The organism is Paraburkholderia sp. BR13439 (assembly GCF_040948805.1).
In the GTDB taxonomy this organism is placed as follows: Bacteria; Pseudomonadota; Gammaproteobacteria; order Burkholderiales; family Burkholderiaceae; genus Paraburkholderia; species Paraburkholderia youngii.
The window spans coordinates 1-21,247 of record NZ_JBFPKN010000024.1 but is presented as its reverse complement, the minus strand read 5'-3'; the positions used below and the strand labels follow the sequence as shown (position 1 = coordinate 21,247).

The 21,247-nt window shown below is 64.8% G+C and carries 16 protein-coding genes and 1 pseudogene; 11 read left to right on the top strand and 6 right to left on the bottom strand.

The genetic code is table 11. The features are described 5' to 3' along the window. Position 1 precedes the first annotated feature (1 nt). The 3 genes from AB3X96_RS34085 to AB3X96_RS34075 are packed head-to-tail and all read right to left on the bottom strand — an operon-like array spanning position 2 to position 4,931. A complete protein-coding gene (locus tag AB3X96_RS34085) occupies positions 2-1,801 on the bottom strand; it encodes a monovalent cation/H+ antiporter subunit D (protein WP_368593136.1) in 1,800 nt (599 codons plus the stop codon). Next, positions 1,798-2,130, bottom strand: coding sequence for a Na+/H+ antiporter subunit C (locus tag AB3X96_RS34080; RefSeq protein ID WP_184225532.1), 333 nt, complete (start codon positions 2,128-2,130; stop codon positions 1,798-1,800). The genes AB3X96_RS34085 and AB3X96_RS34080 overlap by 4 nt, the downstream gene beginning before the upstream one ends. After that, positions 2,130-4,931: a monovalent cation/H+ antiporter subunit A gene (locus tag AB3X96_RS34075; RefSeq protein ID WP_368593135.1), complete on the bottom strand. Its 2,802-nt coding sequence runs from the start codon at positions 4,929-4,931 to the stop codon at positions 2,130-2,132. The genes AB3X96_RS34080 and AB3X96_RS34075 overlap by 1 nt, the downstream gene beginning before the upstream one ends. 378 nt (positions 4,932-5,309) lie before the next feature. On the opposite strand from AB3X96_RS34075, the gene AB3X96_RS34070 reads away from it, so the two are divergent. The 4 genes from AB3X96_RS34070 (at position 5,310) to AB3X96_RS34055 (ending at position 10,037) form a co-directional block, all read left to right on the top strand. Next, positions 5,310-6,161, top strand: a complete 852-nt coding sequence (locus tag AB3X96_RS34070; protein WP_368593134.1) for a class I SAM-dependent methyltransferase — start codon at positions 5,310-5,312, stop codon at positions 6,159-6,161. A 75-nt stretch (positions 6,162-6,236) separates the two neighbouring features. Further along, positions 6,237-7,433, top strand: coding sequence for a phytanoyl-CoA dioxygenase family protein (locus tag AB3X96_RS34065; RefSeq protein WP_368593133.1), 1,197 nt, complete (start codon positions 6,237-6,239; stop codon positions 7,431-7,433). Between the two features lie 193 nt (positions 7,434-7,626). Further along, a complete protein-coding gene (locus AB3X96_RS34060) occupies positions 7,627-8,892 on the top strand; it encodes an MFS transporter (RefSeq protein WP_368593132.1) in 1,266 nt (421 codons plus the stop codon). A gap of 59 nt (positions 8,893-8,951) precedes the next feature. Next, positions 8,952-10,037 (top strand): asparaginase, encoded by a 1,086-nt coding sequence (locus AB3X96_RS34055; protein WP_368593131.1) that lies wholly within the window; start codon positions 8,952-8,954, stop codon positions 10,035-10,037. 37 nt (positions 10,038-10,074) lie between these two features. Here AB3X96_RS34055 and AB3X96_RS34050 read toward each other — a convergent pair whose 3' ends face one another. Further along, positions 10,075-11,067: a chemotaxis protein CheV gene (locus tag AB3X96_RS34050; protein WP_176109027.1), complete on the bottom strand. Its 993-nt coding sequence runs from the start codon at positions 11,065-11,067 to the stop codon at positions 10,075-10,077. A gap of 351 nt (positions 11,068-11,418) precedes the next feature. Between AB3X96_RS34050 and AB3X96_RS34045 the strand changes: the two genes are divergently transcribed. The 3 genes and pseudogenes from AB3X96_RS34045 (at position 11,419) to AB3X96_RS34035 (ending at position 14,932) form a co-directional block, all read left to right on the top strand. Continuing rightward, entirely contained in the window at positions 11,419-11,994 is a 576-nt protein-coding gene (locus tag AB3X96_RS34045; protein WP_368593130.1) for a DUF4142 domain-containing protein, read from the top strand. A 106-nt stretch (positions 11,995-12,100) separates the two neighbouring features. Then, the gene (locus AB3X96_RS34040; protein ID WP_368593129.1) at positions 12,101-13,840 is read left to right on the top strand and encodes a tetratricopeptide repeat protein; all 1,740 of its coding nucleotides are present in this window, start codon (positions 12,101-12,103) and stop codon (positions 13,838-13,840) included. 67 nt (positions 13,841-13,907) lie between these two features. Continuing rightward, positions 13,908-14,932: pseudogene (locus AB3X96_RS34035) on the top strand (aldo/keto reductase). A gap of 85 nt (positions 14,933-15,017) precedes the next feature. On the opposite strand, the gene AB3X96_RS34030 reads toward AB3X96_RS34035, so the two are convergent. Then, complete coding sequence (locus AB3X96_RS34030; RefSeq protein WP_368593128.1) at positions 15,018-15,761, bottom strand: SDR family oxidoreductase; 744 nt, start codon at positions 15,759-15,761, stop codon at positions 15,018-15,020. Positions 15,762-15,881: 120 nt separating this feature from the next. Here AB3X96_RS34030 and AB3X96_RS34025 point away from each other — a divergent pair, with 120 nt between their 5' ends. Together AB3X96_RS34025 and AB3X96_RS34020 are read left to right on the top strand one after the other, a co-directional pair. Then, on the top strand, positions 15,882-16,772 hold the full coding sequence (locus tag AB3X96_RS34025; RefSeq protein WP_368593127.1) for a LysR family transcriptional regulator: 891 nt from the start codon (positions 15,882-15,884) through the stop codon (positions 16,770-16,772). Between the two features lie 136 nt (positions 16,773-16,908). Continuing rightward, positions 16,909-18,441 (top strand): amino acid racemase, encoded by a 1,533-nt coding sequence (locus tag AB3X96_RS34020; RefSeq protein WP_368593205.1) that lies wholly within the window; start codon positions 16,909-16,911, stop codon positions 18,439-18,441. Positions 18,442-18,754: 313 nt separating this feature from the next. Here AB3X96_RS34020 and AB3X96_RS34015 read toward each other — a convergent pair whose 3' ends face one another. After that, positions 18,755-19,636 carry a LysR family transcriptional regulator gene (locus AB3X96_RS34015; protein WP_368593126.1) on the bottom strand — a complete coding sequence of 294 codons (882 nt, stop codon included), beginning with the start codon at positions 19,634-19,636 and terminating at the stop codon, positions 18,755-18,757. 113 nt (positions 19,637-19,749) lie between these two features. On the opposite strand from AB3X96_RS34015, the gene AB3X96_RS34010 reads away from it, so the two are divergent. Further along, the gene (locus AB3X96_RS34010; RefSeq protein WP_368593125.1) at positions 19,750-20,628 is read left to right on the top strand and encodes an SDR family oxidoreductase; all 879 of its coding nucleotides are present in this window, start codon (positions 19,750-19,752) and stop codon (positions 20,626-20,628) included. Between the two features lie 177 nt (positions 20,629-20,805). Then, the coding region (locus AB3X96_RS34005; protein WP_368593124.1) for a transposase at positions 20,806-21,247 on the top strand (442 nt) is incomplete at its 3' end.

Sequence of the window (21,247 nt, the reverse complement as noted above, 5' to 3'; positions counted from 1 at the left end):
GTCAGTTTCCCTGAGCGTCGGCCGCGGTCGCGGCGGCCGCCGGTGGCGAAGATCGCGGCGCGGGCAGGATCGCGTGCACATAGGCGGCGCGATCGAATAGCTGCGCGGCGGTATCGATGAGATAGTGCCGTACCGCGCCCGCGCCGAGCGTGATGGCCACGACGCAGCCGAGCAGGACCGCGCAAGCGGCGAGCTTCGCATTGCTGCCGCGCGGCGCGCGCTCCTCTTCGCCCGCGGCGGCGCGCGCGGCCGGCGCGGCCCACAACAGGCGTGTGCCCGTGCGGCTCAGCGCGACGATCGACAGCAGGCTCGACAACAGTACGGCCGGCCACAGCACGCCTGCCGCGCCGGTCGGCGTCGCGGCCAGCACCATCGCCTTGCCGAGGAAGCCCGACAGCGGCGGCAAGCCAGCGGCACCCACCGCGGCGATCAGATAGAGCAGCGCGGCAAGGTTCGACGGCCACGGTGCACGCGTGCGCGAGGCCGCGTCGGGCGGAGCTTCGGCTTCGGCGCGAGCCGGTTCTGCGGCTAGCGCGGCGAGCGCGCCGGCGGTTTCGACCAGCAGCGGCTGCACGCGCGCCCGCGTCGCCACCACCTCGCCGTCGGGGTCGGGCGAGAAGACCTCCGCGGCCGCGTCGTCGAGCGCTTCGAGGGAGCCGGGCTCGATCGCATTGGTATCGGCATCGACATCGGCATCGGCGGAAACGGCTGGCTGGATGGCGTGCGCTGTCGAAGCTTGCTCGGGTTCGAGCGGGTCGGCGAGCAGAAACAGCGCGCCCGTGCAGAGCGTCGTGCTGATCAGGTAGTAGAGCAGCGCGCTCCATGCAAGCGGCGTCTGTTGCGCGATCGCCGCAATCAGCAACCCCACCGAAACCAGCACGAGATAGCCCGTCGTGGTCTTGAGACTCGACACCGCCAGCGCACCCAGCGCGCCGAACACGATCGTCGCGATCGCGAGCCACCATGCCCACTGATGCATGAACGCATCGAGCACGCCGCCCGCCGCGCCGAACACGAGCGCGTCGCAGCGCAGCATCGCGTAAATGCCCACCTTGGTCATGATCGCGAACAGCGCCGCCACCGGGCCGATGGCGCTGCGGTAGGCCTGCGGCAACCAGAACGACATCGGAAACACGGCGGCCTTCAGGCCGAACACCAACATCAGCGTCGCGCCCGCGAACTGCGCGAGTGGCAGCGTGTCGGTGCCGAGCCGCGCCAGACGTTCACCCATGTCGACCATGTTCAGCGTGCCCGTGACGCCGTAGAGCACGCCGATCGCGACAAGGAAGAACGACGAGCCGACCAGGTTCAGCAACAGATAGTGCAGTCCGTTGCGCACCCGTCGCGCGCCGCCACCATGCAGCAGCAGAGCGTACGACGCGATCAGCAGCAGTTCGAAGAACACGAACAGGTTGAAGAGATCGCCCGCGAGGAAGGCACCGTTCAGACCCATCAGCTCGAACTGGAACAGCGCGCGGAAATAGCGGCCGCGCCTCGCGTCCTCACTCGATGTGCCGAGCAGGCAGCAGAGCGCGAGCACGGCGGTGAGCACCAGCATCAGCGCGGCGAGCCGGTCGAGTTCCAGCACGATGCCGAACGGTGCGGGCCATGCGCCGAGCGCGTAGCTGGCGATCTCGCCCTGCGCGGCGCGCGCCATCAGCAGGCCCGCGACGGGCAGCAGCGAGATGATGGCGAGCGCGTTCAGCGCACGCTGCAGGCGCTTCGCGCGCAGCGGCAGCGCGACGATCACGCCAGCGGAAAACAGCGGAATCAGGATTGGGAGCAGGAGGACGTGGTTCATTCGCCGCGCGTCTCCTCGCCATCGACGTGATCGTTGCCCGTGCTCGCGAACGAGCGCAGCGCGAGCACCACGGTGAAGGCCGTCATCGCGAAGCCGATCACGATGGCCGTCAGCACAAGCGCCTGCGGCACCGGATCGACGTATTGCGCCCCCGCCGTGATGACCGCTGGTTTGCCGATCGCGAGCCGGCCCATGCCGAGCAGGAACAGGTTGATCGCATAAGAGAACAGCGTGATGCCGAGAATCACCGGCAACACGCGCGCGCACAGCAGCAGGTAGATGCCGCACGCGCAAAGCACGCCGATCGCGACGGCAAAAGCGGCTTCCATCAGCTTTTCTCCACGGACTGCATGTCCTTGTCGCGCACGCCGAGGTGCGAGACGATCGTGAGCGTCGTGCCGACCACCGCGCCCATCACGCCGAGATCGAACAGCATCGCCGTGGACAGTTCGATTTCGCCGATCAGCGGCACGTGCAGATGCCCGAACGCGCTGGTCAAAAACGGCTGGCCGAACGCGAGGCTGCCGAGCCCCGTGGCCGCGGCGATCAGAATGCCGAGGCCCGCGAGCGCGCGGTAATTCAGGTGGATGCGCGACTCGGTCCACAGCACCCCGCTCGCGACGTACTGCAGCAATAGCGCGATCGAGACGATCAGCGACGCGATGAAGCCGCCGCCGGGCAGGTTGTGGCCGCGCAGGAACACGAACACGGCGACGAGCACGGTGAGCGGTAGCATCAGTCGCGCGAGGATCGCCAGCATCAGCGGATGCGATTGCGACGACCACGGCCGGCCGTCCGGCCCCGCCTCGGGCGACTTCAGGCGCAGCCCGCGCAGCAGCGCGTTGACGGCGAGCCCTGCGACCACGAGCACACTGATTTCGACCATCGTATCGAAGCCGCGGAAATCCACGAGGATCACGTTGACGACGTTGTGGCCGCCGCTGCCGGGCAGCGCGTTGGCGAGGAAGTACGGTGCAATGCCAGCCCGCGGCGCGCTCGTCATGATCCTGAACGACACGGCGCCGAGCAATGCGCCGCCCGCGAGCGCGAGCACGCCGTTGCGCAGCCGGACCGGGATCGGCTCGACGGCGCGTTGCAGCGCGGGCAGGAAATAGACGGCCAGCACGAGCAGCAGGATCGTGACCACTTCGACGGAGATCTGCGTGAGCGCGAGATCGGGCGCGGAGAAGCGCACGAAGGCAAGCGACACGAGCAGACCGCAGGTGCTCAGCATCACGAGTGCGTAAAGCGTGCGCGCACGCACCAGCACTACGCCGACGGCGAGCAACGCCATCAGCACGAGGCCGGCAAGCGTGAACGGATCGGGTGGCAGGCGCGTGTAATTGCCGCTCCACGTGTCGAGCGCGACGAGCGGCACGCCCGGCACGATCAGCATCGCCGCGATCAGCCATGCGAGGTAGGCCGGCAGCGAGCGCGTCTCGAACACGCGCACGATCACGCCGGCGCTCTGTTCGAGACGCTGCACGAAGCGGTCGAAGATCTCGCTCGCGTTCAACTCGGTGAGCGCCGTGCGACGGTGGCGGAACGTATTGCGGCGCAGGAAAAAGAGCGCCGCGCCCGCCGCGAACGACACCACGCTCATCACGAGTGGTGTGTTGACGCCGTGCCACAGGCTCAGGCTGTAGTCGGGCAGCTTGCCGCCGAGCGTGATCCACGCGGCCGACTCGAGCAGCCTGCCGATGCTTTGCTGCGGGAACAGGCCGATCAGCAGGCACAGCGCCACCAGGATCTCGACCGGCAGCCTCATGAAGCGCGGCGCCTCGTGCGGCGGATAGTGCGGCAGATCGCGCGGCGTCTCGCCGTCGAAGAACACGCCCCAGACGAAACGCAGCGAGTACGCCACGGAGAGCGCCGCCGCCGCGATCGCGATGACCGGCACGGCGAGGTTCAGCGGCCCGAACATGTTTTGCGCGAGCGTTTCGCCGAAGAACATTTCCTTCGACAGAAAGCCGTTGAGCAGCGGCACGCCGGCCATCGACAGCGACGCCACGCTCGCGAGCAAGGCCGTATGCGGCATGTACCTGCGCAGGCCGCGCAGACGGCCCAGATCGCGCGTGCCCGTTTCGTGATCGACGATGCCCGCCGCCATGAAGAGCGACGCCTTGAACACCGCGTGATTGACCGTGTGAAAGAGCGCGGCGACCGTCGACAGTTGAGTGTCGAGACCGAACAGCAGCACGATCAGGCCGAGATGGCTGATGGTCGAATAGGCGAGCAGGCCCTTCAGATCGCGCTGGATCAACGCCATCCCCGCGCCGCCGACGAGCGTCACGAGCCCGGCCAGCGTCGCCGTGTACGCCCACAGGTGGGTGCCTTCGAAGACCGGATAGAGACGCGCGAGCAGGAACACGCCGGCCTTCACCATCGTCGCCGAATGCAGATAGGCCGACACGGGCGTGGGCGCCGACATCGCGTGCGGCAGCCAGAAGTGGAAAGGAAACTGCGCGGACTTCGTGAACGCCGCGAATAGCGTGAGCAGCAGAATCGCCGGATAGAGCGGATCGTGCTGGACCTTGGCAAGCTGGGGGAGCACGTCGTTCAGCTCATAGCTGCCGCATACGTGGCCGAGCAGCAGCACCGCCGCAAGCAGCGCGAGCCCGCCCGCGCCGGTGATGGTGAGCGCCATGCGCGCGCCGCGCCTCGCGTCGGGCCGCGATGGCCAGAAGCCGATCAGCAGGAACGACACGAGGCTCGTCAGTTCCCAGAAGATGACGAGCAGCAGCAGGTTGTTCGACAGCACGATGCCGAGCATCGCGCCCATAAAGAGCAGAAGCTGCAGGTACAGACGCGGCAACGTATCGCTGCCGGCGAGGTAGTAGCTGGCGTAAATGAAGATCAGCAGGCCGATCGCAAGTACGAGCAACGCGAACATGAACGACAGGCCGTCGAGACGCAGCGACAGCGCGAGGCCGATGTCGGGCACCCACTGATGGCGCCATTGCAGCACGTCGCGGTCGGCCATGCCTACGCGTTCGCTGAGCAGCAGAGCGCAGCAGAACAGCGCCGTCGCGAACGCGATCCAGGTGCTGAGCGCGGCGGCGCGCCGCCTCGTGAGCGCGATGAGCGCCGCGGCCATGAATGGAAGTAGGACGAGCCACGCCAATACCATTCGATGCCCTCCGGGAGTTCGAGTGTCAGGCGGTGTCGCTGGCCGGTGGGAGTGGGCCGCAGTGCCGCCTGCCGGACGGCTGCCCACGGGGCACAATCATAGCCGCAAACAGACCCGCAGTTCACGTCGATCCATGAAGCATAAATATACGCAGTGCGAAGCGCGCGCGGCGATCCCGACCGATGTCAAATCATGTCCATTAATGCGGACGCGCGTTCGATTTGACACCCGCTTGCGTGACGTGCGGCGCGCGAATGCAAGGTTTGCGTGATTTATCGCCTGAGCGTGCCATAATCGGCAAACTTGACGACCGATCGAGGCGCCAAATTGAAAGGAACTGAACTGGATCTATATGCAACGGAAGAGCCAGGCCACACTTTGGCTTTCAATCTTTTCGATGGCACGTGGGTGTCCGATGTGCCGGGCTATGGTTTAGGTATGGCGCCCCATTTCGACGATGGGCGTCTTCACTGGTTCGAGACGATGTGCGGCGGCTTTTCCGGAAAAAGCGTTCTCGAACTCGGCCCGATGGAAGGCGGTCATACGTTCATGATGGCCAAAGCCGGCGCTTCACGTGTCCTTGCAATCGAGGCGAATTCGAAGTCCTTTCTGAAATGCCTGCTCGTGCAGAATGCATTGAAGTTCAATGCCGAATTCATGTATGGCGATTTCAGAGAATTGCTGAAAAAGCGCGATCAGCGATTCGATCTGATTCTTGCGAGCGGCGTGCTCTATCACATGACCGATCCGGTATCACTACTGGAAGATATGGCGTATGCGTCGGACTCGATCTGCCTCTGGACGCACTATTACGACGCCGAAGTCGTGCGCACGAATGCGAATTTGCGGACGCACTTCGATCCGACGCCGACCATCTCGGAGTTTCGTGGACGCGAAGTCCATCTGCACCGACACAGTTATCTCGACAGCATCAACAACGCAAAATTCATCGGCGGGAGTGCTCCGCAAGTCAACTGGATGACCCGCGAAAGCCTGATGGCGGTCCTCGACGCGCTGGGTATGACCGTGGTCGTCGGCATGGACGATCGCGATCGACATCCGGCCGGCCCGTCGATTCTTCTTTATGCCGCTCACATTCCGCATTTCGACGAGGCGCAATATCTTCAGCGCAACCCCGACGTAGCAGAAGCCGTTGCGCAAAAGCACATCAGCTCTGGCGCGGAACACTACATCCGCTATGGCCGTACGGAAGGGCGCTCGTTCGGGTGATCGACACCGCACCGCCAGCGTCCTGTTCAAGCCAGGTACCCTGAAACGCTAACCCGGAAAGTTTCCCGATACAACATGAATACTCTCGAGACTCAGCGTTTTTTCGATAAGCCCGTCGTCGCGGACGTTCCGATCGACAGTCAGACCCAGGTCTTCAAATTCGAAAAATTTCCCGCGGCGGGCCCGGTTCCCTGGCTCGATCGACCGGATGCGCTGGAGCGGGTCGCCGAGTTGTTGTCCCAAGGTGTAATCAGCGAGCAGGAAGCCGAATGGTGCCGGAAATGGGTCAGCGACGGCTATCTGATCATTGAAGGCTTCTTCGGGCACGAACAGCTCGATGCGACGTGGCAAGCCTACGAAAACGCGATCGCCGACGGCACGCTGCGGCCGCCGCACGAGCCGCTTTTCGAAGGCGATACGCTGCCGGGGCGCACGCTGAATCCGCATTTCAACGTGCCCGCGATTCGCGACATGCTGTTCGATGCGCGCATGAACGAGATCGTGGGCTTGCTGCTGGGCGCGAAATCGGCGCCGTTCCAGACAATCGGCGGTCACAAGAGCAGCGAGCAACTCGAGCATTCCGATTCGATTCACATGTCGACCTATCCGAACGGGTATCTGGTCGCGAACTGGATCGCCTTCGAGGATATCCATCCGGACTCGGGGCCGCTCGTTTATCACCCCGGCACGCACAAGCTGCCGTATCTGATGTCGACTGAATTGGGCATGCCGTTCGGTTGCGGTTATTCCGCTTATCACGACATCTACGAACCCGCGATTCAGAAGCTGATCGCTGACCATTCGGCGGGCCCGAAGTACTTCTATCCGAAGAAGGGCGATGTGCTGTTGTGGCATGCGAACCTGCTGCACGGCGGCAGCAAGATGCGCGATCCGGAGCACGTGAGCCGCAAGGCGCTGGTTTGCCATTTCTTCGCGGACGGCTGTCTGTGCTATCACGACCTGACCGGCATGCCGTCGAGCCTGACGCCAATCGTCGACTTCGACGGCGAGGCGTATCTCGACGCCAATCCGGACGTCGCGGCGAGCGGCGGCAATGCGTTGCAGCATTACATCTACTACGGTCGATTCGAAGGGCGTCCGTTGAGCAGCGCCGAATCGTTTCAACGCAAGGCGCGGCTTGCCCAACTGCCCGACGGTTTCGATCCGAAGCTTTACCTCGAAGCGAATCCCGACGTCGCCGCGGCGGGCGTCGACCCGGTCGATCACTTCGTCGAGTTCGGCCGCGCGGAAGGCCGGCCCCTGCACCCCTGAGTCATGCGTGGCGCCGAAGCAGGCGAGGGCGGCCTGCTTCGTTCGAGCGTGCCGGCCTCGGCACGGGCCGCCCCATCGCCTCCGATCACGCCGCCGCCCGTGCCCGCCGCCTTTCTGCACGCCCCCCGATCTTGCTCTAAACTAGCGGCCGCGCAATCCACGCTCCGATGTGCCCCGTCACGAGCAACAATCGATGCCCCCAGCCTCCACCGATCCCGCCGATTCCCCGCATTTCAGCCTGCCGAAACACCCGCCGTTCCAGCGTTTCTGGTGCACCCGCATCCTGTCGTCGCTGTCGTTCCAGATGCTCGCCGTCGCGATGGGCTGGCATGTCTACGCGCTCACGCATAGCGCGTTCGCACTTGGCCTCGTCGGTCTCGCGCAGTTTCTGCCGATGTTCCTGCTGACGCTCGTCGTCGGTCATGTCGCCGATCGTTACGATCGCCGCCGCATCGCCGCCGTCTGTCAGAGCCTCGAAAGCGTCGCTGCATTGCTGTTCGCGATCGGCACCTTCAGCGGCTGGATCAGCGCGCCGGTGATCTACGTGCTGGCTGCCTGCGTGGGCGCGTCGCGCGCGTTCGAATCGCCGGCCGTGTCGTCGCTGCTGCCGGCCGTCGTGCCGCGCGGCTATCTGCCCAAAGCGACCGCATGGTCCACGTCCGCCAATCAGACCGCGCAGATCGCCGGGCCGGCGCTCGGTGGTCTGCTGTACGGCATCGGTCCCGGTGCCGCTTATCTGGCGTGCACGCTGTCGTTCGCGGCCGCGGCGGCGTCGGTGTGGAGCATTCCGCTGCAAGTGAGGCCGGCGAGCCGCGCGCCCGTCACGCTCGAATCGATCTTTTCGGGCATCGCGTTCATTCGCCGCGAGCCGGTGATTCTCGGCGCGCTGTCGCTCGATCTGTTCGCGGTGCTGTTCGGCGGCGCGACCGCGTTGCTGCCGATCTTCGCGCGCGACGTGCTGCACGCGGGCCCGATCGGTCTCGGCCTGCTGCGCTCTGGCACGGCGATCGGCGCGCTCGCGGGCACGATCTGGCTCGCGCATTTTCCATTGCGCAACCGGCCCGGCGCGGCGATGTTCGGCGGCGTGATCGTGTTCGGCATCGCGACGATCGTGTTCGGGCTGTCGCATCAGTTCCTCGTGTCGCTGCTCGCGCTGATGGTGCTCGGCGCGTCCGACACGATCAGCGTGGTGGTGCGGCTGTCGCTCGTGCAACTGCGCACGCCCGATGAAATGCTCGGCCGCGTCAGCGCGGTCAATTCGCTGTTCATCGGGACGTCGAATCAATTGGGCGAGTTCGAATCGGGCCTGACTGCCGGATGGTGGGGCGCGCAGCCGGCCGTGCTGGTCGGCGGTGTCGCGACGATCGCGATCGCGCTGTTGTGGATGCGGTTCTTTCCCGAACTGCGGCACACCCGCACGCTCGAGCGAGAAGAAGAAGCGCTCGCGGCGAGCGCCTGATCGATTGCCGGGCCTTGGGCGCCATCGCCCGATCAATAAACGACGCGGAGACGATACCGATGAGCCGATCCCAACTGCACCCTGCCGCGCCGGTCGCGGCGACGATCTATCGCGGCGAGTCCGTCGAGAACACGCATCTGGCGCATGTCGCGATCGTCGATGCGGACGGCCGTCTGCTGTATTCGTTCGGCGACGCTGCGCGCATCACGCTCGCGCGTTCCGCGGCGAAGCCGGCCCAGGCGCTCGCGGTGCTCGAAACCGGCGCGCTCGAGCGTTGCGGTTTCGACGAAGCCGATCTCGCGCTGATGTGCGCATCGCACAGCAGCGAGCCGCGTCATATCGAACGCACGCGCGCGATGCTCGCGAAAGCGCAGGCGAGCGAGGCCGATCTGCGTTGCGGCGGTCATCCGCCGTTGTCGGATGCGGTGTATGTCGACTGGATCCGGCGCGGCTTTACGCCCACCGGCGTGTGCAGCAACTGTTCGGGCAAGCATGCGGGCATGCTGGCCGGCGCGCGTTCGATCGGCGCGGCGCTCGCCGGCTATGAACTGCCCGCGCATCCGTTGCAGGTGCGCGTGAAGCAGACGGTCGCGAGCGTGTGCGACCTGCCGGACGACGGCGTGCAATGGGCGATCGACGGCTGCAATCTGCCGACCCCGGCGTTTCCGCTCGACCGGCTCGCACGTCTGTTCGCGAAGCTCGCGGCGGCGCAGGATCAACACGAAGCCGGAGCAGCCGCGACGCCGCCGCGCACGGCCGCGCTCGCGCGCATCTATCGCGCGATGACGTCGTACCCGGAACTGGTCGGCGGGGAAGGGCGCTTCTGCACGCTGCTGATGCGGGCGTTCGGTGGCGCGCTGGTCGGCAAGGTCGGCGCGGACGGCAGCTATGCGATCGGCGTGCGCGCGTCGCGGCAAACCGCGCGGCTGGGTGCGAAGGGCGCGCTAGGCATCGCGCTGAAGATCGAGGACGGCAATGCCGCCGCGCTCTATGCGGTCACTGCCGAGTTGCTCGCGGTGCTCGATATCGGCACGCCTGAACAACGCGCGACGCTCGACGGCTTTCATGCGCCGAAGCGGCTCAACACGATGGGCGTCGAGATCGGCCGGATGGATTTCTCGATCGAGCTTGCCGCGCATCGTTGAGCGCGGCGATCCGCTTCACGGATGGGCACACGAGACCTCAAGCCGCCGTCGCTTTCGCCGGCGCGCAGCCCAGCGCTTGACGGATCGCATCGGCGAGCTCGCTCGCCGCGAACTTCGGGACATAGCCGTTCGCGCCCGCGTTCTTCACATGCGCCTCGTTCGCCGCGCCCGTCAGCGACGAGTGGATGAGCACCGGAATATCGCGCGTGCGTGCGTCGGCCTTGATCTGGCGCGTCAGCATGAAGCCGTCCATCTCCGGCATCTCCAGATCGGTCAATACGAGAGCGATGGTGTCTTTCGCGCGCACGCCTTTTTGCTGCGCTTCGCGTGCGACCTGCTGCAGCGTTTGCCACGCTTCCTCGCCGGTCTTCGTCATGATGTAGTCGGCGCCGATCGCGGTGAGCGCCTGCTCGATCAGCTTGCGCGCGAAGCCGGAGTCGTCGGCGGCAAGGATTTTCGCGCCGCGGCGGATGCCGAGCGCTTCACCTACCGAGGCCGGATCGACGCTCGGATGCTGCGACGGGAACACGTCGCGCAACACCTGCTCGACGTCGATCACCTGAGCGAGCCGCGAGTCGCCGGTATTGCCGTCGATGCGCGCGATGCTCGTGACGAGCTTGCCGCCCGCCGAGCCATCGGCCGACAGCACCTGGTTCCATTCGAGCCGCACGATCTCGTCGACTTCCTCGACCGCGAAGGCCTGCGTCGAACGCGCGAATTCGGTGACCAGCAGGATGTTCAGGCCGCGCGTCGGCTCGCAGCCCATCAGCCGCGGCAGGTCGATCACGGGGATGATCTGCCCGCGAATGTCGACCGCGCCCATCACGTACGGCGACGATCCGGCGATCGGCGTGATGGTCGGCATCGTCGAGATTTCGCGCACCTTGAACACGTTGATCCCATACAGCTCGTGCGCGTCGCTATCCGGCACGTGGCCGAGGCGGTATAGCAGCAGCTCGAATTTGTTGGAGCTAGTCAGGTTGCTGCGCTCGGTGTGGCGCTCGTGATTGGCACGGTGGTCGTCTGCCATCGGAATCGTTCTCCAGAGTTGCGGTGCTGAGCGGTGCTAAGCGGTGCCTGTCTCTGGTTATCGGCGTCGATGGCGAAAAATTCAGCACTGCGTCGCAGTGGCGAGCGGCGCGCGTGATTCACGCCAATAAGGCAAACGTGTGCGCATTCATATGAGGGTTACCTAAGGTTACAGAAGCGACAGCAGCGTTTCACCTGCCAGACGGCATGGCTTCTAGAATCGGCAGCGATGAAAGCGTGGCGCCCCGCTGGGCTCGCAAGCAGTCCGCAGCGTTTTGCATCGCACGCTTTGTTCGCGGCGCACACGTGTCCTTCGTTTTGCTTTCAGATGCTTTCACCTCAAGGAGAACGTATGATCCGCCTGCCTTCCGTCCCTTCGGTCGCTTTGGCCCGCATCGCCGCCGCTGCCTGCTTCGGCGGTCTTCTGACGGCCGCCTCGGTGGCCAGCGCGCAGAGCGCCGCGCCCGCGGACGCAGTCCGCCTGCATGCGGCCGATCAGACATTCGTCGCGGACGGCACCAAGGCCGTCGCGACGCAGCGCGACGCCGCGCGTATCGCCACCGCGCGTTCGGCCGATCGCGACGTGAAGGCGTTCGCCGAGCGCGTGTCGGATGACGACGCGAAGATCACCGACGCATTGCGGGCGGCGAGTCCGCGCGGTGTCGACGTGCCGAAGAACGATCCCGACGAGGCCGTGCTCGCGAGCATCAACAATCTGCGCGGCGCCGACTTCGACAAGAGGTATATCGAGCAGGTCGCGCTCGCCGGTGAGCAGAAAGCGTTGTCCTCGTTCCAGGCGGAAATCGCCTCGGGTCGCGACGACAAGTTGAAGACCGCGGCGAAAGAGGCGCTGCCGACGATCCAGCAGCACTACGCGATGGCGCAGGAACTCGCGAAGCGCAAGCATCTGTCCGTGGCCGCGCAATAAGCGGCGTCACGTCGCGACGCGGCGGCGGTACTTCGAATACAGGCTTTTCAGCGATAATCGTGCGCTTTATCCGACGATTCTTCGCGCCTTCGATTCCAGGTACCGCATGAGCAAGCAAGCCAGTCTGCCGCAACAGTTGGACCATCTGCTTCGACAAGCCGTCGCGCTTCAACAGAACGGCGCGCTCGTCGAAGCAGAAGAGATGTATCGCGAGATTCTCGAACTGAAGCCGAAACATGGCGACGCGTTGCGCTGGCTCGGCGAACTCGCGCTGCAAACGGGCCGCTTGCAGGAAGGCGTCGATCTGCTGAAGAAGGCGCTCGCTGTGAACGCGAGACAGCCGGCCGTGCATTCGAATCTCGCCTATGCGCTGAACGCGTTGCAGCGTCATGACGAAGCGCTTGCGTGCGCCGAGCGGGCGCTCGTGATGCAGCCGAAATTCGCCGATGCATTGAACAATCGCGGCAACGCATTGGCGGCGCTGCACCGTCCGCTCGAAGCGCTCGCGAGCTACGAGCGCGCGCTTTCTATCGCGCCGGAGTTCGCGCCGGCCTGGAACAATCGCGCATGCGTGCTGCGCGATCTCGGCCGATATACCGATGCACTCGATAGCTGCGACCAGGCGCTCGCATTGCAGCCTAACTATCCGGATGCGTGGAGTAATCGCGGCAACGTGCTCGGCGATCTGAATCAGCCGCACGAAGCAGAGCGCTGCTATCAGCGCGCGCTGGAACTCTCGCCTGGTTTCGTCGATGCATGGAATAACCTCGGTCTCGCGCAGATCGATCTGAATCAGCGCGAACAGGCGTTGTCGAGCTATCAGCGCGCGCTTGCGTTGAATCCGGCGTCGGTCGAAACGCATTGGAACCAGGCGCTGTGCCTGCTGCAAATGGGCCGCTTCGAGAGCGGCTGGCGCGAATACGAATGGCGTTGGGAGCGTAGCCGCATCAAGGCCGGCCGGCGCGAGTTTGCGCAGCCGCTGTGGCTCGGCGATTTTCCGCTCGACGGCAAAACGATCCTGCTGCATGCGGAACAGGGCCTCGGCGACACGCTGCAATTCTGTCGCTATGCGATGCTGGTTGCGAAGCTGGGCGCGAAGGTCGTGCTCGAAGTCCCGGGTCCGTTGTTGCGGCTGCTGTCGACGCTCGATGGTGTCGATCAGTTGATCGAAGCTGGGCAGCCGTTGCCGCCGTTCGATTGTCATTGCCCGTTGCTGAGCTTGCCGCTTGCGTTCAGCACCAACGAAGCGAGCATTCCGGCAGCCACACCGTATCTTTTTGCGCAGCCAGCGGCCGTCGGCGAATGGCGCGAGCGTATCGAACCGCACGGCAACACCAATGCGGAGGGCAACGCAATCAAATCGCTGAATGTCGGTCTCGTGTGGGCCGGCGAGAACCGCGCGCATGTCGCGGAACTGCGCAAGATCGATGCGCGTCGCTCGCTCGCGTTCGAGCAATTCGCGCCGCTCCTCGACGTGCCGAACGTGCGCTTCTTCAGCGTGCAGAAGGGCGCAGCCGCAGCGCAACTCGCCGAAAGCGCCTACCGTGAACGCGTCGCCGATTACACTGAGCTGCTGCACGATTTCGCCGATACCGCCGCGCTCGTCGCCAGTCTGGATCTGTTGATTTCGGTCGACACGTCCACCGCGCATCTGGCCGGCGCGCTCGACAAGCCGGTCTGGATTCTGAACCGCTTCGACACATGCTGGCGCTGGCTGCTCGAACGCAGCGACACGCCGTGGTATCCGTCCGCGCGTCTATTCCGTCAACCGCAGCTCGGCGCCTGGGACAGCGTGATCGGCGCCGTGCGTGATGCATTGGCCGATCTGAGCGCGTCGCTTTCATGATGCCTTCTCGCCGACGCGCGTAGACTGAATCTCCGTTCATCGACCGCAATGTCACGGAGATTCTGCAATGGAATACAGACATCTGGGTGCATCCGGGTTCAAGGTGCCGGTGTTGAGTTTCGGCACCGGTACCTTCGGCGGCAAGGGTGAATTCTTCGAGGCGTGGGGAGCGACCGACGTCGCCGAAGCGCGGCGTCTGATCGATATCTGCTTCGACGCGGGCGTCACGATGTTCGACACCGCCGACATCTATTCGAAGGGCGCGTCCGAGTCGGTGCTCGGCGAAGCGCTGAAAGGCAAGCGCGACAAGGCGATCCTGTCGACCAAGGCGACCTTCCGTTTCAACGGCGATCCGAACGGCGTCGGCTCGTCACGCTTCCATCTGATCAACGCGGTCGATGCGGCGCTCAAGCGTCTGCAAACCGATTACATCGACCTGTTCCAGTTGCACGGCTTCGACGCGAAAACGCCGATTCCCGAAGTGCTGTCCACGCTCGACGACCTCGTGCGCGCGGGCAAGATCCGCTACGTCGGCGTGTCGAATTTCTCCGGCTGGCATCTGATGAAGTCGCTCGATATCGCCGACCGCTACGGCTATCCGCGCTACGTCGCGAATCAGGCCTATTACTCGCTGGTCGGGCGCGACTACGAGTGGGAGCTGATGCCGCTTGGCGTCGACCAGGGCGTGGGTGCGGTGATATGGAGTCCGCTCGGCTGGGGGCGTTTGACCGGCAAGCTCAAGCGCGGCCAGCCGCTGCCCGAGACGAGCCGTCTGCACAAGACCGCCGAATCGGGCCCGCCGGTGCGGAAGAGTATCTGTTCCGCGTGCTCGACGCGCTCGACGAAGTCGTCGCCGAAACCGGCAAGACCGTGCCGCAGATCGCGCTGAACTGGCTGCTGCAACGGCCGACCGTCGCGACGCTGCTGATCGGCGCGCGCAACGAGGACCAACTGCGGCAGAACCTCGGCGCGGTCGGCTGGAACCTGACGGCCGACCAGGTCGCGAAGCTCGACGCGGCAAGCGCGGTGCGCCCCGCGTATCCGTACTGGCATCAGGAAGGTTTCGCGGAACGCAATCCGAAGGCGGTTTGAGCGGCGAATCGATCACGTTCCAGGCGCCGCAGCCGGCGCAATGCAGCCGGTCCAGCGCGGCAGCACGCTGGACCAGCGCATCCCATCAAGCCAAACCGCCATTGGCCCGCAACGTCTGCCCATTGACCCAGCCCGCATCCGGGCCGACCAGAAACGCGACCACGCCCGCCACGTCTCCCGGCTCGCCGAGGCGTTGCAGCGGCGGCATCTTCGCGAAGGTTTCGATCTGCTCGTCGGTCTTGCCTTCGAGGAACAGCGCGGTCGCAATCGGTCCCGGCGCGACCGCATTCACCGTGATGCTGCGCCCGCGCAGCTCCTTCGCGAACACGCGCGTGAACGCTTCGACGGCCGCCTTGGTCGCCGTGTAGATGCCGTAGCCGGGCAAGTTCAGCGCGAGCACGCTGGTCGAGAAATTGACGATGCGTCCGCCGTCGTTCAGGCGCGCGGCCGCTTCGCGCAGCGTGTTGAAGGTGCCGCGCACGTTGATGTCGAAGGTCTGGTCGTACAGCGCGTCGGACGTGTCGGCGAGCGGCGTGGGCTTCATCACGCCCGCGTTGTTGACGAGCACGTCGACCTTGCCGAGTTCGCGTTCGGTGATCTCGAACATGCGACGCACGTCGCCGGGCTTCGACACGTCGGCTTGCACCGCGATCGCCTGGCCGCCGGCTTCGCGGATCGCGCCGACGAGCGCGTCGGCTTCACCCGCGCTCGATGCGTAGTTGACGGCGACCGCGTAGCCGTCCTTCGCGAGCCGCTGTGCGATCGCCATGCCGATGCCGCGCGACGCGCCGGTGACGATGGCGACTTTGGGTTGTTGGTTCGTGCTCATGATTCGTTTCCTCACAGAAGGGGTGGTGGATCGGTGAGGTGAATGATGAAGGCTTTCCGCGTCGAGATAATCCGGTTAGACTCGCGATCATCATTCCATTCGCTTTAATAATCCGCCGATATGGACCGTTTCGAGGAAATGCGGGTATTCGTGCGGATCGCCGAGCGCCAGAGCTTTACGCGCGCCGCCGACGATCTGCAAATCCCGCGCGCGACCGTCACCAACCTGATGAAGCGTCTCGAGCAGCGGCTCGGCGCGCGGCTGCTCGAACGCACCACGCGCACGGTGCGGCTCACGCCCGACGGCGACGCGCACTACCAGCGCTGCGTGCGCCTGATCGCCGACATGGAGGAGGCGGAGGGGGCGTTCTCCAATGTCGCGCCGAAGGGACTGTTACGCGTGAACGTGCAGGGCACGCTCGCACGGCACTTCGTGGTGCCGGCGCTGCCCGCGTTTCTCGCGCGGTTTCCAGACATCGAGCTGATGATCGGCGAGGACGACCGGCTCGTCGACCTCGTGCGCGAGGGCATCGATTGCGTGCTGCGCGCGGGCGTGCTGCAGGATTCGTCGATGGTCGGGCGGCGCGTCGCGCAACTGCAGCAGGTGACGGTCGCGAGTCCTGCGTATCTGGCCGCGTATGGCGAGCCGGCCAATCCCGGCGCGCTGTCGACGCATCGCGCGGTCAACTACGTGTCGAGCGCGACCGGCAAGCCGCTGCCGCTCGAATTCCGCGTCGACGGGCGGGATACCGCGCTCGTGCTGCCGTCGGCGGTGTCGGTCAGCGGCGCCGAACTGTACGCGGGCGCGGCGATCGCCGGGCTCGGCATCGTGCAGGTGCCGCGCTACCGTGTCGCTGACGAACTGGCGGCCGGACGGTTGCGCGTCATTCTGGCGGACTATCCGCCGCCGCCGATGCCGGTGTCGGTGCTGTATCCGCAGAACCGCCAGTTGTCGTCGCGGGTGCGGGTTTTCGCGCAGTGGCTGCGGGAGATTTTCGAGCCGGTGAGTTGAAGGAGCGCAAACGCAAGGTAATGCTTTGACGTGGTTAACACCTGTACATCTGCGTCTCGCATAGTGTCATTCTCAAGCGCGCAGAAAGCCACCCGTGAGCGAGGGTGGACACACAGAACGACCGGGGGATCTGATGATGGAGCGTTTTCGTTCGCTGGGTGTGGCGACTGGCGCGGCGCAGTTCGCCAGCACCGACATCCTCGGCCGGATCAGCACGGCGTCGCGCCGGCCAGGTGCCGCGCAGACCTTCGATCTGATTCTCGAACCGCGCCCGTGGCCCGGGCCCGCCGCGCCCGATGCGACGGACGCGCGGTTCAAGATCCACATGCTCGACACGATGCGCGCGTTCGAAAAACGCGGTGTGGACGCGATCGTGCTGCCGTGCTTCCTCAGCCACACCTTCATCGACGAACTCACGGCCAACGTCACCGTGCCGGTCGCCAACATCATGACCGCATTGTCCGAGCATATGCGGCGTAACTATCCATCGGCGCGGCGCGACGGCGCCCGGCGCATCGGCGTGCTGACGTCGTCCGCGATTCGCGCGAACGGGCTGTTCGAGCGTTACTTTGAAGCCGGCCAGTTCGACGTGTGCTATCCGCGCAACGATACTGGTTTCGACTGCGTGACGAGCGCCGTCTTCGGCGACGAGGGCATCCGCGCTGGCCGCCTGCAAGGGCGGCCGGTCGAGTTGCTGCGCGCGGCGTGCGCCGACCTGGTCGCACAGGGCGTCGACGTGATCGTGCCAGGGCTCGCGGAAATCGGCCTCGTGCTGCGCGCGCTCGGGCCCATCGAGGTGCCGCTCGTCGATTCGAACCAGGTGTACGCGCGCTATGTCGCGGAGGCGCGGTACACACAGCCGCAGCGGGCGTTCCGCCTCGGCGTGGTCGGCGGCATCGGGCCGGCCGCGACCGTCGATTTCATGGCCAAGGTCGTGCGCAACACGCCGGCCGCGCGCGATCAGGACCATATCCGGATCATGGTCGAGCAGAATCCGCAGATCCCGGACCGCACCGCGGCGCTGTTCGGTCGCGGCGACGACCCGACGCTCGCGCTATACGCGGCCTGCAAGACACTCGAGGAGGGCGGCGCGGATCTGATCGCGATTCCGTGCAATACCGCGCATGCGTTCGTCGAGCGGCTTCAGCCTGCGCTGCGCGTGCCGATCGTCAATATGCTGACCTGTACCGCCGATTATCTGCGCGAGACTTTTGCGGGGCTGCGCGAAGTGGGCGTGCTGGCGACCTCGGGCACGCTCGCGAGCCGCGTCTACGAACAGGCGCTCGAAGCGCGCGGCCTCGTGCAGATGGCACCGTCCGCGGCCGCGCAAGCGCGGCTGATGAACGCCATTTATGGGCCGCGCGGCGCGAAGGCTGGGCATACATCGGGCGAATGCTGCGACGACCTCGCGGCGGCCGTCGACGATCTGGTCGCGCGGGGCGTGCAGGTCATCGTGCTCGCGTGCACCGAGCTGCCGTTGCTGTTGCGTGAGCAAGCGCTCGCGTGTGCGGGCGGGCGGGTGGTGCGGCTCGTCGATCCGACCGACGTGCTGGCGAGGCGTTGCGTCGCGTATGCGCTTGGCGATAGTGCCGCGCGCGAGACGCTGGCGGGTCGCGCGGTGCTGGCGGTGACAGGGTGCGCGTCGCCGAAGGAAAGCGCGGTCGGCTAACGAGGTTTTGTCGTCGCCGCGCAGTGATTCGCCGCATTCCCGCAGATCGAGGCGCAAGGATACGGAATTCGTGAGAGTGGGGAATCGTAAAATTCGGCAGTTCGTCTGGCCATTGGCGCTTCATCCTTGAAAAGCTGTCGCATGAAGAGGCGCGCCGTGGTGCTCGGTCTCTCAGGGCTGCGAGGGTTCGCCGTCACTGCTGGTGTGTGCCGATGCCGTGTTGAAAGCATCGCGTACCACCTCTTCGATCCGGGCAATGACTGCATCAGGCAGATGCCAGTACGTGTTGCGTTTGTTCGACCGCCACGTTTTCTCACGCTCGCGCGGGTAATTCCTGAAGCGCATCCAGGAATGCTCTGACCTTGACACTCAGCAGCCGACGAGAATGGTAAAGCGCCCAGATCTCCACCGGAGAACCCTCTTCTTTACCCCAGCAGACGAGTCGCCCGGCCTTCACATCTTCTTCGACTAGCAGTCTCGGCAACATCGCCGGTCCCACGCCGGCGAGAACGGCCTCGCGCACCATCAGTAGCGACGATAGCCGGAGGACCGGCATCGGCTCAAATGTCTTTGTACCTTTGGATTTCGTCCGTACGCTCCAGATCGCTCCCGATGGCGCAGCCGCCGACAAGACCGCCGGGACCGGAAACGGGCTCACATCCTGTTTGCGCATCGCAGGAACCGATACGGCCGGCGTTGCCACAAGCCATCGCTCATCATCAAGAATGCACCTTCCCACGAGCAGATCGTCTCGCGGCGGATCGACACGAATCACCAGGTCATAGCCGTCTTCCACCGGATCCACGACACGATCTTCCGCGACAATCTCGAGCTCGACCTGCGGGTAGGCCAACGCGAAGCGCGCAGCGATCCTGCACAGCACGACGTGCGCGAAAACGATGGGAGCACTGATGCGCAGCCGTCCACGCGCGACGGGCGCACGCGAGGCCACCGCGTCGCCCGCCTCCTCAAGCTCTGCCAGAAGGCCTCGAGTGCGCTCATGGAGTGCGATGCCATCTTCCGTCAGGCGCATTCGTCTCGAGCCGCGCTCAATCAACCTCACTCCGAGTTCGTCTTCCAACTCTGCTACATGCCGCGATAGCGTGGCTTTGGGCCGGTCCAGCGCGCGGCCAGCTGGACCGAAGCCGCCGTGAGTGGCGACCGCATTGAAATCAGAAAGCGCCATTAAATTCATGAGAGTTCTATTTTTGAGACGAGGTGTTTCGATTCTATATCTATCGACTCAAATTCGGAACGAATAACCTGTCTTCACCGGGCCGCTTTGGGCCTTTCGTTAGAGAGACAGTCATGACAATTCTTGTTACTGGAAGTACGGGCACGGTGGGTACGCAAGTTCTTGAACACCTGCAAGGCCGTGGAGTTCAGGTGCACGCCCTGACGCGTTCGCCCCAGAAAGCCCAATTTGCTGACGGTATCCGGGCAATCAAAGGCGACTTGTCCGATGCGGATTCGGTACGGCAAGCCATGAAGGGCATCAGCACGTTGTTCCTGCTGGCGCCAAACGCCGCAGACGAACTGACTCAGGCGCTGCAGGCCTTGAGCATCGCGCGAGAGTCGCATGTGAATGGCGTGGTGTATCTGTCCGTATTCAGGGGCGCAGAGTATGTCGACGTGCCACACTTCGCGGGCAAGCACGCAGTCGAGCGCATGATCGAGCAGTGCGACATGCCGGCGACTGTGCTTCGTCCCGCGTACTTCATTCAGAACGATGTGCGGCAGAAAGATGCGTTGCTGAAGCACGGCATCTATGGGATGCCGATTGGCGAGAAGGGCATTTCCATGGTGGACGTTCGCGATATCGGAGAGGCAGCAGCCAAAGAGTTGCTGCGGCGCGAGCTCGCTGCCAGCCCGCTACCGCGGGAAACCTACGAACTGGTCGGCCCGGACGCGCTGACGGCGGAATCCATTGTCCGTATCTGGGCGGATGCACTCGGACGCCCTGTTCGCCATGGCGGTGACGATCTCGATATTCTCGAGCAGCGTTTGAAGTCAGTCGCGCCGACGTGGCTGGCGTATGACATGCGCTTGATGATGCAGCGATACCAGCAAGACGGTGCCGTGGCTTCGACCGAACAGATCGGGCGCTTGTCGACCCTACTGGGACGCTCGCCCAGGTCTTACCGCGATTTTGCGGTTGCCATGGCCGCTGCGTGGGCGAAGGATTGACCCACGCGCTGCAGGGCGGTTCATCAATCTGTGTTCATATTCTGAACGTCCGGTTGGGCGCTAAAGCCGGACGTCAGCGGTGCGAGCTCGGTAAGCGGTCAATAAAAGACGCCCTTCCATCGAGGGGCAGAAGGTCAGAAGCTAGGTGTCCACGTGGACACCTGCACACTGACACTGATGACAGAGAACAAAGACCTGAAGAGCCGTCTGGTGATTGGCGAGAAACGCGACGGCCGACGCGAGTATGACGAAGGCGCACGCGACGAGCTGGTCATGATGTGCCTGAAGCCCGGCGTGTCGATCGCGCGTACGGCCATGGAACATGACGTAAATCCGAATCAGCTTCGCAAGTGGATCACTCGTTACCGTCAGCAGCGAATGGCGCAGGCTCAGCAGACCTCACCATCAGGGGCGGATGGTGTGCTGATCGATACTCCGACACCGGTACGCCCGAGCGTGGCGCGCGAGGCGCCGGCATTCATTCCAGTCGTCACCGCACCATCGGCACCGCCGGCTGCGCCTCAAGGGCCATCGCAGGCCTTGCCACTGATGGTGGCCGCACTTCACGTGCGCTTGCCGAATGGCGTCGAATTTGAACTCGGCAACGCGAGTCTCGACG